This is a genomic window from Mycoplasmopsis agalactiae 14628 (assembly GCF_000266865.1).
Taxonomy (GTDB): Bacteria; Bacillota_I; Bacilli_A; order Mycoplasmatales; family Metamycoplasmataceae; genus Mycoplasmopsis; species Mycoplasmopsis agalactiae_A.
Window position 1 is genome coordinate 200,575 of record NZ_AJPR01000011.1, and the last position, 15,515, is coordinate 216,089.

Annotated in this window: 11 protein-coding genes and 1 other RNA gene; 9 read left to right on the forward strand and 3 right to left on the reverse strand. The window is 29.8% G+C overall.

Features of this window, described 5'->3' with window-relative positions; translation table 4 throughout:
* Positions 1 to 13 precede the first annotated feature (13 nt).
* Both MAGB_RS02915 and ssrA read right to left on the reverse strand, forming a co-directional pair.
* On the reverse strand, positions 14 to 1,387 hold the full coding sequence (locus tag MAGB_RS02915) for a BspA family leucine-rich repeat surface protein (RefSeq protein ID WP_004024313.1): 1,374 nt from the start codon (positions 1,385 to 1,387) through the stop codon (positions 14 to 16).
* Positions 1,388 to 1,641: 254 nt separating this feature from the next.
* Positions 1,642 to 2,036: a transfer-messenger RNA gene (gene ssrA, locus MAGB_RS04215) on the reverse strand.
* Positions 2,037 to 2,127: 91 nt separating this feature from the next.
* Between ssrA and MAGB_RS02920 the strand changes: the two genes are divergently transcribed.
* The 9 genes from MAGB_RS02920 (at position 2,128) to pyk (ending at position 14,430) form a co-directional block, all read left to right on the forward strand.
* Positions 2,128 to 4,560: an MAG1360 family OppF-related protein gene (locus MAGB_RS02920; protein WP_004024314.1), complete on the forward strand. Its 2,433-nt coding sequence runs from the start codon at positions 2,128 to 2,130 to the stop codon at positions 4,558 to 4,560.
* A gap of 154 nt (positions 4,561 to 4,714) precedes the next feature.
* Positions 4,715 to 7,204: a valine--tRNA ligase gene (locus MAGB_RS02925; RefSeq protein ID WP_004024315.1), complete on the forward strand. Its 2,490-nt coding sequence runs from the start codon at positions 4,715 to 4,717 to the stop codon at positions 7,202 to 7,204.
* Positions 7,205 to 7,206: 2 nt separating this feature from the next.
* Entirely contained in the window at positions 7,207 to 8,067 is an 861-nt protein-coding gene (locus MAGB_RS02930) for a bifunctional 5,10-methylenetetrahydrofolate dehydrogenase/5,10-methenyltetrahydrofolate cyclohydrolase (protein ID WP_004024316.1), read from the forward strand.
* A gap of 99 nt (positions 8,068 to 8,166) precedes the next feature.
* On the forward strand, positions 8,167 to 9,123 hold the full coding sequence (locus MAGB_RS02935) for a phosphate acetyltransferase (protein WP_004024317.1): 957 nt from the start codon (positions 8,167 to 8,169) through the stop codon (positions 9,121 to 9,123).
* 3 nt (positions 9,124 to 9,126) lie between these two features.
* Positions 9,127 to 10,320: an acetate/propionate family kinase gene (locus MAGB_RS02940; RefSeq protein ID WP_004024318.1), complete on the forward strand. Its 1,194-nt coding sequence runs from the start codon at positions 9,127 to 9,129 to the stop codon at positions 10,318 to 10,320.
* 6 nt (positions 10,321 to 10,326) lie between these two features.
* Positions 10,327 to 10,749 (forward strand): pantetheine-phosphate adenylyltransferase, encoded by a 423-nt coding sequence (gene coaD / locus MAGB_RS02945; protein ID WP_004024319.1) that lies wholly within the window; start codon positions 10,327 to 10,329, stop codon positions 10,747 to 10,749.
* Positions 10,749 to 11,333: a ribosome biogenesis GTP-binding protein YihA/YsxC gene (gene yihA, locus MAGB_RS02950; protein ID WP_004024320.1), complete on the forward strand. Its 585-nt coding sequence runs from the start codon at positions 10,749 to 10,751 to the stop codon at positions 11,331 to 11,333. Before coaD ends, yihA begins: the two co-directional genes overlap by 1 nt.
* 25 nt (positions 11,334 to 11,358) lie before the next feature.
* Positions 11,359 to 12,849: an MAG1430 family protein gene (locus MAGB_RS02955; RefSeq protein WP_004024321.1), complete on the forward strand. Its 1,491-nt coding sequence runs from the start codon at positions 11,359 to 11,361 to the stop codon at positions 12,847 to 12,849.
* Between the two features lie 144 nt (positions 12,850 to 12,993).
* Complete coding sequence (gene pyk, locus MAGB_RS02960; RefSeq protein WP_004024322.1) at positions 12,994 to 14,430, forward strand: pyruvate kinase; 1,437 nt, start codon at positions 12,994 to 12,996, stop codon at positions 14,428 to 14,430.
* A 65-nt stretch (positions 14,431 to 14,495) separates the two neighbouring features.
* On the opposite strand, the gene MAGB_RS02965 is transcribed toward pyk, so the two are convergent.
* Positions 14,496 to 15,458: an MAG1450 family lipoprotein gene (locus MAGB_RS02965; RefSeq protein WP_004024323.1), complete on the reverse strand. Its 963-nt coding sequence runs from the start codon at positions 15,456 to 15,458 to the stop codon at positions 14,496 to 14,498.
* Positions 15,459 to 15,515 lie beyond the last annotated feature (57 nt).

Genomic DNA, 15,515 nt, shown 5'->3' on the forward strand with positions numbered 1-15,515 from the left:
TAGTGCTTGTAAATTATTTGGTTTTAGTTGGTTTGAATGTTGGTAGTTTATCTTGCATATTGTATATTTTTGATCCATTTGCAAAGTTATTGTGCTCAACTCCATCTTGGAATTCTCATTTTTTTAATGAATGCGAGAAACTCCCTGCTCTTGTGAACATGCCAGATACATTTTTTACATTTTTAATATTTCAATCTGATATGTCTCTGTTAAAACTATTAGCATTCTGAAACATGCCTCTCATATCAATGACCTTATCAGTTTTTCACTTTGTTATGTCGCCATTAAATATTGGGGTATCAGCAAATGCATTAGACATATCTGTGATGTTGTCTGTTTTTCAGTTCAGAGGTTGATTAAATTTATCTGCCCCTCTGAACATTGATTTAATGTCATTAACAGATATGGTGTTTCAATTTGAAATATTTGAATCATTAAATTCTTTTGCTAAGTAAAACATGTATTGCATATTCTTAACTTTAGGATTGACTAATTTAAAAATTGGTTTGTTAAACTTAGAGGCTTTTTGAAACATTTTTTCCATTGTGGTCACATTATCAACATTTCATGAAGAGATATCTTGATTAAACACCTTTGCCCCATCAAACATAAATGACATATCTGTTACATTTTGAGTGTTTCAGCTTGATATATTTCCATCAAATACCTCTGCTTCTTGAAACATTTTTTTCATATTTGTAACATTAGAAGTGTTTCACTTACTTAAGTCTTTATTAAATTTCTTAGCACCTGAAAACAGAAAATCCATTGATTTTACTTTGTCAGTCTTTCAGTTAGATATATCAGTATTAAAGTTAACTGCTCCAAAAAATGTTTTACTCATATTTTCTATGTTTGAAGTATCTCACTTATCCAAACCTTGGATTGTACCACTTCAATTACGATCAAATGCGCTTTCTAAGCTTATTACTTCTTCAGGCAAGATTTCTGGAACTTTTTTAACATTTCTACTAAATTGCTCAATTTTGCCATGCTTATCATATCCAATTTCAAGAACTTCTGTTTTATCTGCACTATAAACATGTTTTTTGGGAGTTACTTCAGTAAGCTTGTTGATTGAAATTTCAAGTTTCCCATCAATTAATTCAGAATCAGAATTTGAAGCAATAACAATCTTTCCTTCTCTATTTAGTAAAGCTCTTTTTTCTAATTTAAATTCAAAATCACTTTCAGTAATGTTTTCTAAACCTGCTTGTTTTTTAAGAGCTTCCAAGACATCATTTTTACTTGTATTATTAGTTGAAGTTATATCTAATTTTAGTTTTGATATATCAGTTTTTATAATCTTTGGTGCGCTGTTTTGTTCGCCCTGATCGCTAGGCATATCTAATGGGGTATCAGTTGGCATATCAGCTGGCTTATCCATTGGTTTTTCACTATTTTTATTACATGAAGCAGCAATTAAAGGAAGAGAACTAGCAAACAGAGCCCCCCCCCCCCCTAATTAGTATTAATTTTTTCTTATTCATTTTATTATTTCCTTTAATTATTTTGTGTTTAAAAAAATTTCTTCTTAATATATCAAAAAGGATTTTTAAAACAGTGCCACTTTTTTAAAAAAGTGGAAAAAAGTATGAAAAAACAGCAAAAAATGCTGTTTTTGGTGCAATTGATTGCAAATGGTGGAGATGTCGGGAGTCGAACCCGAGTCCACACACCAAGAATATATAACAACTTTTCATAGTTTAGTTTATTTTTAGCGATACTAAATTAAGAAAACAAACAAACTTAATTTAGTATTGTGTCTAAAATTTCATTTTACCTACAGACACATTAGATAAAACTAGTCCAGTAAACCGATTTATGCAAATTGGACGCTTTGCATAAACCACTTGCTGCTAATTCTTAAGCAAAAGCAAGGTTTGAGTTTGCATTTGCAATTGCAAATGCTGGAAGTTCAACACGAACTTCTTCTGACTTTTTATCGTTTGCACGTATTAAGCCTAGTTGCCTTTAGGTTTGCAAGACCACTAATTGTTATAAAACCCAATGCATGTCGAAGCCATTACATCCCCATATGTTAGGTTATAATTGTATTATATATTTTAATGAATTATCTATTCAACTTTAAATAAATAAATCATTAAAGAAGGTTAGGCACATATTATGAAGATTGAAAATAAGAGAGTCAATACTGCATTAAATTTTGACAACTGCTTCATTAGCAATAGTCAATATAAAAATAATGTTGATCTTAAAAAAATTAAAATCTTTAACAATGAAAGATTAGTTTTTTTAGTTAATGATGATTCTAAAACCTTTTTTGATGGAAATTTTTGAAAAATATTAAATGATAATCCTAACCAAATGGTTTCATGTTTTTTGCCTAATGTAAAGTCTAATTATTCATATAAATATGTAAGAGGCAAGAAAGCTTTATCAGGCGTTAATTACTTTAGCATATCAAAAGCTTTAGCAGCTTTTACTAACATTCCTTCATTTTTAAAGTTTGTTACTTTATCAAAAAAGCAATATGTAAGTGATAGCATTCTTGATTTAATTATTAAAACATTAAAGAAATATGAATATATAGTAAAAGGCAATATTTTTGACTTATTTAAGTCTAAAATAGGCTTATTTTACTCAGCATTAGTTGAAATTGAAAGGTGGCAAAACTATTACATTGACTTAATTAAAAAGGCGCTGAAAGCAAAAGATTATGATAGTGCCAATAAACTCTTGGAAAAGTATAGAGACGAATATGAAAAAGGTATTTTCGAGATACTAAGCCATGTTTCAGAAGCAGGAACAACATTTTTAGAAAAATTTATATTTTTAAGTGATGCTATTGAAAACAATGTTGACTATCTAGGCGACAGTGAGCTTACTTTGTTGCAAAATCAGTACAACTTTATGAAAAAGCTTAGTAATCCAACTATGATTGATGTTAAAAAAGAGCTTATTATTAGGGACAATGCTAACGGTATAAAAATATTACACAGGCTAGCAGCTGAACTAAAAGCCAATGCCAATGAAGAATTAAGATATCTATGTGATAAGTATAATCATATGAGCAATATTGATATGCTTAAAGCTAGCAAGTATCCCAAAAATTCATTGCACTATCAATTTTTAATGCGAAAATCTTATGCTGAAAAATATATTTACAAGAGCTTGAAATCTAAAAAAAGCAAGCTCTTGTACTTGGATTCTGATGAAATACAAAAATTAATTAATAAGTTTAAAACAGAGCTCAAGATTTTTATTGACAACAGCATCATAAATCACAGCAGTTTGCCTAAATTTGACAAGCCTTATAAAATTTATCAAGAAATTGAAGACAACTTTGACTTCAATTTAGATTTTTATATTGAATTATCAAGCAATAGAGAAAAAGATATTAAGAAAAACATTGCTAATAATTTAAAAACTATCAAAGATACAAAAGATAAATTTTATAAAGTTAAAGACAACTTTAAGTTTGATCAAATTAAGAATGACTTAAAAAACAGAATTGAACAATTAAGCGGCGAGATTGACTGAAGATTAGGAATAATTAAGAACACTTTTAATTTAACAACAAAAAACAGCAAGAAATTCTTTATTGATGTTAAAAAGGTAGCTGATAAATTTGCCAAGATAACAGCCAATATGAAAAAGATAGGTTCAGTATGAAACTATCTTCGTTTAGGAATAGTTTATCATTCAGAAATTAAGAATGAACAATTTGCAACATTTGCCCAAAATTTAAGCAATCTTAAAAAATTCCACTTATCGTTTGCTAGTGTTTTTAACAAAATTTTAGCACTTAAGTCAATTTTATTTGACAAGCGTTTTTTTGACAAAAAAACTATTAATAGTTTTTACTTATTTGTCCATTTTATAGACATATTCGAAAAATCATCTATTCATATTTCCAACCTTGTTAAGTCAGCTGATAAGATATCGTATACTAACAAAATTAAGCTCTCTTTTATTAGTGAATTATTAAGTAAGCCAAGATTAGTAATAATTGAAGATGACCCAAGCATTGATGACATTAATTTAAAGCTTGAACTAATTAGAGTTATTGACGAATTATCGAAATTAAATAACAATAGTTTTATGTTTATTACTAACGATAAAAGAGTACTAAAGTCTCCTTCATTTGATTTTGCTTTCATGATCGCAAATAATAAAGACGTTGAACACGGAAGCGCAAAAGAAATATTAGAAAGACCGTTTAACCCTATAATCAAGGCAAATTTGCAAAATAATAAGAGCGATGAATCATTTGAAATAAATGATGATGAATTTATGTTCAGTGAAGAAATAAAAGTTGGCAAAAACCACTACATTGTTTCATCATTTAGTGAATATAAAACTTGAGTTGTGTCTGAAAATGAAGGTGCAAATAATCAAGATGAAGAGACGCTAGAGTTTAATATAAATGAACTAGATTCAGCATTTTTAGATCTTGAAAATATCATTGTTGATATAAAACGAGATGAAAGCGAAATTCAAAATAATTCAACTGGAAAACTTTATGAACAGTACAAAAGATATTTAGAGCTTAAAAGCAGCACAAGCGAAACTTTGCTAACAAAAAGAAAAAAATAACAAAATTACCACTTTTTTGGCTATATTTTTCACTTTTTATAATTTTGTCAAATCTAAACATATATATAATGAAAGCAATTATGGTATAATTGTTTTTGTTTTCTATATGAAAATTAGAGCCAATTTCCTGCAATAATTTCTTAAGGAGTTATCTATGGATGTAATTGATAAATCATATACTCCTTCAAAGTTTGAAAAAGCTATATCAAAAAAGTGAGTAGATAAAAAGTTTTTTAGTCAGCATGATTTGACTAAAAAACCTTTTTCATTACTCTTGCCGCCACCAAATGTAACTGGAGCTCTTCACATTGGGCATGCATTAGACCAGTATATTCAAGACACTATTTTAAGATTTAAAAAACTAGAAGGTTATGACACATTTTATATAGCTGGAATGGATCATGCTGGTATTGCTACTCAAAGCAAAGTTGAAAGAATTTTGATGGAAACTGAAGGTGTCAATAAACATACTTTAGGCAGAGAAAAGTTCCTTGACAGAATTTGAGAGTGAAAAGAAGAGTATGCTAATAAGTTCAGACAGCAATGACAACTTTTAGGCATTGGACTTGATTTTGAAAGAGAGCGTTTTACCTTAGATAAATTGTCCAATGATGCTGTAAATAAGGTATTTATAGAACTTTATAACAAGGGATTAATTTATAAAGATACTAAAGCAGTCAATTGAGATCCCGTTTTAAAAACAGCATTATCTAACATTGAAGTTATTAATAAGCCTACTGAACAAATTATGTACTACATTAAGTACAAAATTAAAAACAGCAATGATTTTGTAACTATAGCAACTGTTAGACTAGAAACCTTGCTTAGTGATGTTGCAGTTGTTTTTAACCCTAGTGATGAGCGCTATAAGCATTTAGAAAATCAGTATGTAATTCATCCATTAACTAATGAAGAAATTGTAATTATTAAAGATGAGTATGTTGATAAAAAATTCGCTTCAGGTTTAATGAAATTATCTGCACATGCTGAAGCAGACATTGATATTATCAAAAAACATAACTTGCTAATAAAAGAGACAATCAATAAAGATGGCAAAATTGACTACCCAAACAGCCAATTCCATAATTTAACTCGAGAACAAGCCAGAGAGCAAATAGCTAAATATTTAAAAGATAACAATTTAATTGTCAAAGAAGAAAAAACAGTTTCTAATGTTGGCTATTCTGAGCGAAGCAATGCACCAGTTGAAATATTAGTTATGCCACAGTGATTTGTTAAAATGGATGCTTTAGCTAAAAAAGTCACTGAACACCTAAAATCAGATGACCAAGTCAAGTTTTATCCTAAGCGTTTTATTAAAACTGTTAATAACTGACTTAAAAATATTCATGACTGAACCATAAGTAGGCAATTATGATGAGGCCACAGAATTCCTGCTTGGTATAAAAATAACGAAATAAAAGTTCAAGTTGATTCACCTGGAGAAGGATGAATTCAAGATTCTGATGTGCTTGATACTTGATTTAGCAGTGGTATAGCTCCGTTTTCATTTTTAGGATGACCTGCAAGTGATGAATTACTTAAAAGATATTATCCAACAAGCTTATTAGTTACTGGATATGACATCATTTTCTTTTGAGTAGTAAGAATGTACTTTTTTGGTTTGGAATTTACCAATAAAAAACCGTTTAAGGCTGTTTTACTGCATGGTTTGGTTCGCGATGAGCAAAATCGCAAGATGTCTAAATCGCTTAATAATGGAGTTGATCCATCTAAAATAATTGAAGAACATGGCTCAGATGCACTAAGATTTTTCCTAGTTACAAATTCATCTCCTGGTCTTGATACAAGATTTTCACTTGAAAAAGTAAGAGTTGCTTGGGGATTATGCAACAAGTTATGAAATATATCCCGCTATATTGAAATGCTTGATGATGATTCTAATTCTAAGCCTAGTGCAGCTGATATTTGAATCAATAATAAGCTTAAGCATTTACAAAATAAAATTACTAAAGCAATGAATAGATATGAGCTTACAATTGCAGGCACTGAGTTATCAAACTTTATTTATAATGACTTTTCATCTTGGTATATTGAATTACTAAGAATATATCCAAACAAAAAACATGCTTTAGAAAATTTAAGAAAACTACTTATTATTACTCACCCATTTTTACCTTTTATAACAGATCATTTATACCAAATCATCTATAAAACAGAATTATTGGACGAGTTGTTCCCTGAATTAAAATTAAGCCGCTCAGTTAAAGTTAAAGAAATTGACTTAATTATTAATGTAGTTAAAATTTTAAGAAGATTTAGAGAAGAAAAATCAATTAGTAAAAAAGAAGTTATAAATTATTGAGTTAGCGAAAGTCTTTCAGAAGAGTCAAAAAACGCAATAAACCGCATGACTAATGGGCTTTTAAAAGAAAATGACAACATTCTTTTTACTGATGGCAAAATAAAAGTATGAATAGAAGAAAATGAAACTCTTAAAAAAGATCGATTAATAGACCTTAATAAAAAAATAGAGCAAGCTAAATTTGAAATTGACCGTGCTCAAAAAATGCTAAGCAATCCAAATTTTATTTCTAAAGCTCCAAAAGATAAAATAGCCTTAGAACAAGAAAAATTACAAAAGTATCAAAAACAATTGGCTGAGTATGAAAAGGAGGTGTAATTGTGACAATATTAAATGGGAAAATAATTGCCGAAGAGAGAACTGTTGAATTAAAAAAAGAGTTTGAAGAAATTACCAAATTAATTGGTAGACAGCCTGTTTTGTCAATTATACAAGTTGGTGATAACCCTGCTTCTTCACTTTATATTAAAAATAAAATTAAAAAGGCTGAAGAATTAGGTGTTAAGGCAACACTTTATAAATTTGATGAAGATATTAGTCAAAATTCATTGCTTAAAAAGCTTGATGTTTTAAATGAAGAATCTGATGGCATCATTGTGCAATTACCATTGCCTGAGCATATTTCTCCTAAAGTTATAATGAATGGTATACGTTTAGAAAAGGATGTAGATGGCTTGTGTGAAAAAAGCACATTCAATTTTTATAATGATAAATATGATGAATTAAGCTTTACACCCGCAACAGCAGCAGCCATCATTGATTTAATTAACTACTATAAAATAGATTTAAACGGCAAAAAGGCTGCTGTCATTGGACGTAGTTATTTAGTCGGCAAGCCTACAGCATTTTTGCTTAAAAAATTAGGTGCTCTAGTTTCAACATATAATAAAAACACCGGAATTAAAGGCGTTGAATCAGCTGATTTATTAGTTTCAGCAGCTGGCCAACCTGATTTAGTTAAAAAAGAAAACATTAAAGATGGCGCATGATTAATTGATGCTGGCACAACCATGATTGAAAGAGAGGGCAAAAGATGCTTTGTTGGCGATGCATCCTTAACTCCTGAAGAGTATCAGTTATTAGAAGGCTATACACCAATACCAGGAGGCATTGGTCCACTTACTGTTATTTGATTATTTAAAAACTTAGCTAAGGCTATTAAATATGAGTTTCAAATTTAAGAAATTGAATTCTAGCAATAGGTTCATTTTTTTATATAATAAAAGCATTATTTTATAGACATAATTAATGATTATTAATTATTCCAAGGAGCATTGAAAATGGATTTTGAAAATCGCCTAAAAGGCATAGTAAACACACTTCCAAAAACTAAAATATTACTTATTGATGGTAGTGATAACAGAAGCATTGAGGCTGCAAATAAATTAGCTGAATTTAGCAACCTAGAAATTACATTATTAGTTGAAAATGATGACAAAATTGAAACTAAAGCTAATGTTGTAAACATGAACAAAGATGCCAATAAATTAGAGCTATTGGCTCAAAAGTATGTTGAATTACGTAAAGGAAAAGAAGACATCGAAGCTGCTAGAAAAGCACTAAGCACACGTCCTTTTTATGCAATGATGCTTTTAGCAACAGGCGAAATTGATGGTGTTGTTGGTGGTTTAAATTATTCAACAGCTGACATTTTAAGAGCTGCTTTTAAAGCAATTGGTCCTAAGCCAGGAATTAAAACTATTTCATCAGTTATGATTATGCACAAAGAAGAAAAACTTTACTTCTTTAGTGACATTTCAGTAAATCCTAAACCTGATTTAAATGGATTAGTTGATATAGCAAATAATGCTGCAGAGTTTGCTAAAGCATTTATTGATGAACCTAAAGTTGCATTTTTAAGCTTTTCAACAAGTGGTTCAGCTGTTACACCTGAAACTAAATTAGTTGCTGATGCTACAGTTGAATTTAACAAAACATACCAAGGCACTAAAGCAATAGGCGAAGTTCAACTAGATGCTGCTGTTAATGAAGGCGTAAGAAAAAGCAAATACAAGGGCGAATCTTTTGCTGGCGAAGCTAATGTATTAGTTTTCCCTGATTTAGGAGCTGGAAATATTGGTTATAAAATTGCTCAAAGATTTGGTGGTTTTGGTGCTATAGGCCCAATTATTACAGGTGTTAAAAAGCCAGTTAATGACTTATCACGTGGAAGCTTAACTGATGATGTTGTTAATACAGTTTTAATTACAGCAATTCAAGCAAACAACAAGGAGTAATATATGAATAATAAAGTTTTAGTTATTAATGCTGGAAGCAGTTCAATCAAACTTCAGTTATTAGATAAAGAAAAGTTAAACGTTATAGCTAGCGGACTAGCTGAAAGAATTGGCGAAAGTGGCAATGGTAACATTGCAATTAAATTTAATGGCCAGAAATTTGAAAAAAGCGTGAAGCTAGATGACCATGCTAAGGCAGTTGAGTACATTTTGGAAATTTTTGAAGAAAACAAAATTATTACTGATCCAAAAGAAATCGAACTTATTGGCTTTAGAGTTGTGCAAGGTGGTGAATATTTCAATAGCTCTGTAAAATTGGGCGATAAGGAAATTGAACTTATTGATGAAGTTAAAATGTATGCTCCATTACATAACCCTGGTGCATTGCAAGCTATTAGAGCATTTAAAAAAGTTATGCCACATGCAAAGCTTTCTGCAGACTTTGACACAGCATTTCATACAACTATTCCTGCTCTTTATGCAACATACCCAATACCATATGAAATAAGCGAAAAATTAAAGATCAAACGTTATGGTGCTCACGGTATTAGCCATGAATACATCACACTTAAAGTGCAAGAATTATTAAATAAAGAAAAAGTTAATATTATTAACTTACACATTGGTAACGGCGCTTCTTTATGTGCTATTAAAGACAGCAAGTCAATTGATACAACAATGGGTCTTACTCCATTAGCTGGAATTATGATGGGTTCTCGTTCAGGCGACATTGACCCTTCTATTCACCAATTTGTTATGAAAAATATGAATCTTTCAATTGATGAATTTACAGATATTTTAAATAAAAAATCAGGTATGCTAGGCGTTTCAGGCATTTCAAATGACCTTAGAGACATTTTAGCTGCTATGGAAAAAAGCGACAAAAGAGCTCAATTTGCATTTGACCTATACTGCCAAAAAATAGTCGATTTCGTCGCAAACTATGCTAACAAATTAGAAAACAAAATGGATGCTATTGTTTTCACAGCTGGTGTTGGTGAAAACACACCTGAATTAAGAGAACAAGTTGTTAACAGCTTACATTTTGCTAACATTAAGTTAGACAAAAACAAAAACTTTGGCAAAATCGGCGAATATGAATTAATTTCAACACCTGATTCAGATGTTAAGGTTTATGTTATAAGAACAAATGAAGAATTATTAATTGCAAAACACGCAATTGAGTTATATAAATAAAAATTTATGAAAAGCGCAATTTATCCTGGTTCATTTGACCCAATGCATGAAGGCCACATTGCAATTGTCAAAAAAGCTTTAAAAATTTTTGACAAGCTTTTTGTTATTGTTTCAGTTAACCCGGATAAAGAAAGCGTGAGCGACATTGATAAAAGATTTAATGAAGCTAAAGAAAAGCTAAAAGAATTTAAAAATGTTGAAGTTTTAATTAACAAAGACGATTTAATAGCAGAAATAGCTAAAAAATTAGGGGCTAACTTTCTAGTGCGCTCAGCTAGAAATAATATTGATTTTCAATATGAATTAGTTTTAGCAGCTGGACACAATAGCATGAATAAAGATTTAGAAACGATTTTGATAATGCCTGATTATGACATGATTGAGTACTCTTCTACAGTTATAAGACACAAAAATAAGTTGGGAAAATAATGTGAAAATTTGTTAAATCTGCCTTAAAAAAAGAGACTTGAATAAAGTGTGAAAACTGCAAGCAAATCTGTTTTTGAGGACGCTCAAATGTAGGCAAAAGCTCCCTGCTCAATGCTTTAGTTAATCAAAAAATATCATATGTCTCTAAACAACCTGGACGAACACAGTTTATCAATTATTTTCAAGAAGATGAGCGCTTTATAGTTGATTTACCTGGCTATGGCTATGCTCAGTTATCAAAAGAAAAAATTGAAGAAATGAACTACTGGATTAATGCTTTTTTAAAAGAAGATAAAGTACCTAAGGTTATATTTCTGTTGATAGACTCACGCACTGGCATAACAAAAATTGATTTAGAAAAAATAGTATTTTTAAAAGACATTAATTTACCAATTCACCTGATTTACACTAAGATTGATAAATTAAACCAAAAGGAAAAATCTGCTTTAGTTAAAAAGCATAATGAATATTTAGACTCTAATTTGCTTAATGAATCAACTAACTCTTTTTTAGTTTCAAGCACTAATAAAATAGGCTTAGACGACTTAGTATTCTTTATTGAAGAGAATATTTTTAAAAAATAAGTTAATAAACTTATGAAAGGCTAACATGGATAAATTTAAAAAGAAAGTATTGCTCTCTTCTATTGGATTTGGAATAGCTGCTGGTGCACTAATTGGTACAGCGATAACATTTCATTATGTAAAAAAAGCTAATTCAAATGAAACAGGAGCTGTTTTAAATAGAGCAAGACATTTAGAATTAAAAGTCAATCCAAGTCATAAAGACTTTGACATTTCTTCTAGATATGCTAGCGAATTTGCCTATATCTCATTTTTTGGTTATCCAAAAAATGATAATGAAGAGCCTACATTAAAAACTGATAAAGAATACTGAAAAGAGTTAGAGTCTAAAAAATTTAGTAAAAATAAAATTCCGTTTACTCTTTTTAACAAAAGTGTCAACTACACATTAGAAGATTTAGCTAACGAACACTTTATTTATTATCACTCTTATGCAAATGACTACGACGGTACTTTATATTTAAGAGTTTACTTTGAGAAAAAATCTTCAAAGGATGCATCAGCTGTTTCTAGTGCTGATGAATATAACAGCAGAAAAGCTAACTGAAAATGAGTTGACTATAAATTAACTGGCTTTAAAAAAGTTAACATAGAAAAAAATCAAAATGAATTATTGCAAAATTATTCAGACTACAAACATGGCTTTAGAGTCAGTTCGAAATTAAAAAATAAGTTGCTTAAAAAAGAGATTAATTCTTTTGATTCAGTTACAGACAGCCAAGGCAGTGACTTTACTAAATTGCCTATGAAAAAGCAGGATTCAGCCGAATCAATTGAAAAAGCACACAAGATTTTTTCTGATTTATTAGACTATAATCACACAGTACAAAGCATTGATGATAAAAACCCTCTTAAATTTAGCATTGATAGCAAAAAACCTATTTATATAACTAAAAATAAAGATAATGAATACAGCATTCATTACAGTCTTTTTACATATGTTCCAAATGCTCAGTTTAGTGACGAAGGTCAATTGAACAGTGCTAAAAAAGTTGAAATTTCAAAAGAATTTGCTTCTAAATTACAAGTTAAGCATGCTGAATTAACAACTGCTTTAGGTAACATCGAAATAAAAGACTTAGCTGGCGATAACAAATCATTAAAAGATATTATTCCTTCTAGTTTAAAATACAACACATCAACTACTGCGCCAAATGATAACTATCATAATACAACAAATGGTTATATTGAGTTAGTTGATTTAGGCTGGAAAAATGGTGCTTCACAGGATATTAAAAACAAATTTTCATCTGGGGAGTACACTGTTTCATATCACAAAATTAGCGAAAATGATGGGGTAATTAAAGAGTTTAGCGATCTTAAACAATATTTTGGCCAAGGCAAGAATACTGATGAATATTCACCGTTTGTTAATTTAGATGATTCTAAAGGCGAAGCATTAATTGCAGTCAAAATAACTGCTAAATTAGAAAACGGATACAATGAGAGTATAATTGGCACCGTGAAGCTAGCTGATTTAAAGAAAAATAGCTCTTCAACATCAAACAATTCATAATATTAAAGCACAAAGGTGCTTTTTTATATTTGGATAATAACAATTAATGCTAAAACAGAACAAAAATAAAAAACAAATTTCAAATATAAGTAAAATTAAAATAGATATAAATATAACTAAAGTTATATTGATAAAGGAATAAATATGAATTTAACAGACAAAAGAAGTAAATTAGTTGCTACTATTGGCCCTTCTAGCGATAACTATAATACAATGCGCTCCTTAATTGAAGCAGGTGCTACATGTATTAGAGTTAACTTTAGTCATGGAAGTCATGAAGAGCATTTAAATAAATTTAAAATAGCTAAAAAGATATCTGAAGATATGCACTTGCCTGTTTCACTAATTCTAGACACTAAAGGTCCAGAAATTAGAGTTGGAAAAATGAAGGGCGGTGCCCAATTTATTCCAGCTAATACTGAAATTAAAATCCATACAACAGAAGCTAAATACAAAGAATTAGAAGGCGATGCCAAAGAATTATCAGTTTCATATGATATGTCTAAAGACCTAAGTGATGGAGATTATGTACTTTTTGATGATGGTAAGCTTTCTGCAGTTGTGACTAAAGTAGCTAAAGGCATTGTTGTAGTAAAAACACTTAATTCACATAACTTAAAGACAAACAAAAGAATAAATCTTCCTGGTGTTGACTTTAGCTTGCCATTTTTATCTGAAAAAGATATTAATGATGTTAAATTTGGGATTTCACAAGGGGTTAATTATATAGCTGCTTCATTTGTAAATTCAGCTAAAAATGTTAATGATTTAAGAAAGCTATTAATTGATAATAATGCTAGCCATATTCAAATAATTTCCAAAATTGAAAGCCATTTAGGTATTGATAATATTGATGAAATTATAGAAGCATCAGATGGGATTATGGTAGCTAGAGGCGATTTAGGTTTAGAAATTCCTTATTATGATGTGCCGTATTTTGAAAAGTTAATGATTCGTAAGTGTCGTGAAGCCGGCAAGCCAGTTATTATAGCTACACAAATGCTCGATTCAATGGAAACTAATCCACACCCAACTAGAGCAGAAGTTACTGACGTTTATTATGCAATTGAATTAGGTTCAGATGCTACTATGCTTTCAGGCGAAACAGCTTCTGGTGCTCATCCTTTAGAAGCTGTTATCACAATGTCAAACATTAATAAACGTGCTGAAAATGAATTTTATGACAACACCTACTATGATGTGCAATTAGAAGAAGTTAGAAGAAAATCTAACTTAAGAGAAAACAAGAGAGCTAGAATTGCATATGAAGTAGCTAATAGAACACGTTATGGCGATTACAAATTTGCTGTTGTTTTATCAAGAACAGGCCAATTATTAAAAGAAGTAGCAAAATTTAGACCAAATACTATCATTATTGGCATATTAAAAGATGCTAATATGATAGGTGAGTTTGGTATAACTTCTAGTGTGTGAACTTCATTAGATTCAATAGAATACTTTGACTTAATTAAAGAAAACAGCGACAAGGCACTAGACATACTAATGCCATATGGTATAAATAAAGGCGACAGAATTATTGTTGTAGAAAACGAAAGCATTGTTGAAAAACAATATAATTAACCAAAAAGCCTATAAAACAGATTTAAAAAGCAAACACACTGTTTGCTTTTTAGTTTGCTTTTTTGTTAGGCAAAAGAGCCAATGAATTGAATTGTTTGCGATTCATCCTTAACATCTATATAGATGGGTTTGGTAACCGATGGGCGATCACCTGGATTACTTTTGGAAGATAATGAAATTAAATGAGCATATTTTTTAAATTCATCATGCTTTTTAATATGCTCAATAACCTCTTTAAATGTTGGTACATTAATAACAACTAGTTTTACTCTTGGTCATAATGCTCTAAGTGCATTCCAAGCTTCTTGAGCAGTAACGGGATTATTTTGTTGCTCATGTTTTTCAGCAATGCTGTCTATTTCAAGTTTAGCAGCATCAAATTGATTTTTAACTTTTGATAGAGAACCTGATAATTCTTGTTTTGATTTTGTATCAAAAGAATTTAAATCTTTTTCTAACTTATCGATTTCTTTCTTTGATTCAGTCATTATTTTTTGAGCAGTTGGATAAGCTTTCTCGAATTTGTCATTGTCTACTTTTGAATCTTCATCTGTGCCTATTACAGTTGATTTAACACTTTCCTGAGCCTTAGTAATATTTGAGCTCACTTCTTTTACCTTGGTTTCAAATTGTAATTTAGTTTCTGCAGTAGTAGCTGTGCCTTCATTTTTAGAATTTTTGACACTAAAAGTAACAACTACTTCACCTGAATATGATGCACTTTTATCTTTTGCTTTAATTACTGCTTTATTTTCTTTTTCAATTATTTCAATGGATAATTCGCTTAAGTTTAATCCACTATTTTTTGCAATTAAAGCATTTTTAATGTTTTCAATATCTTTTTTAGCCAACTCACCTAAATTAGTAATTTTAATTACTGAGCCTAGATCATTATCTTTAGGATTTTTGTTATTATTGTGACTAGTATTGTTGCTATTATTATTGTTATTGTTGCATCCAGCCATTATTAATGGTATAGGTGGTATGAACGCAACAATAGCAAACGCCATAAATTTAAATTTTTTCATGTTAATTCCTTACATTATTTAATTTATGTTTAGTAATTTAAATTGAAACAAACACAA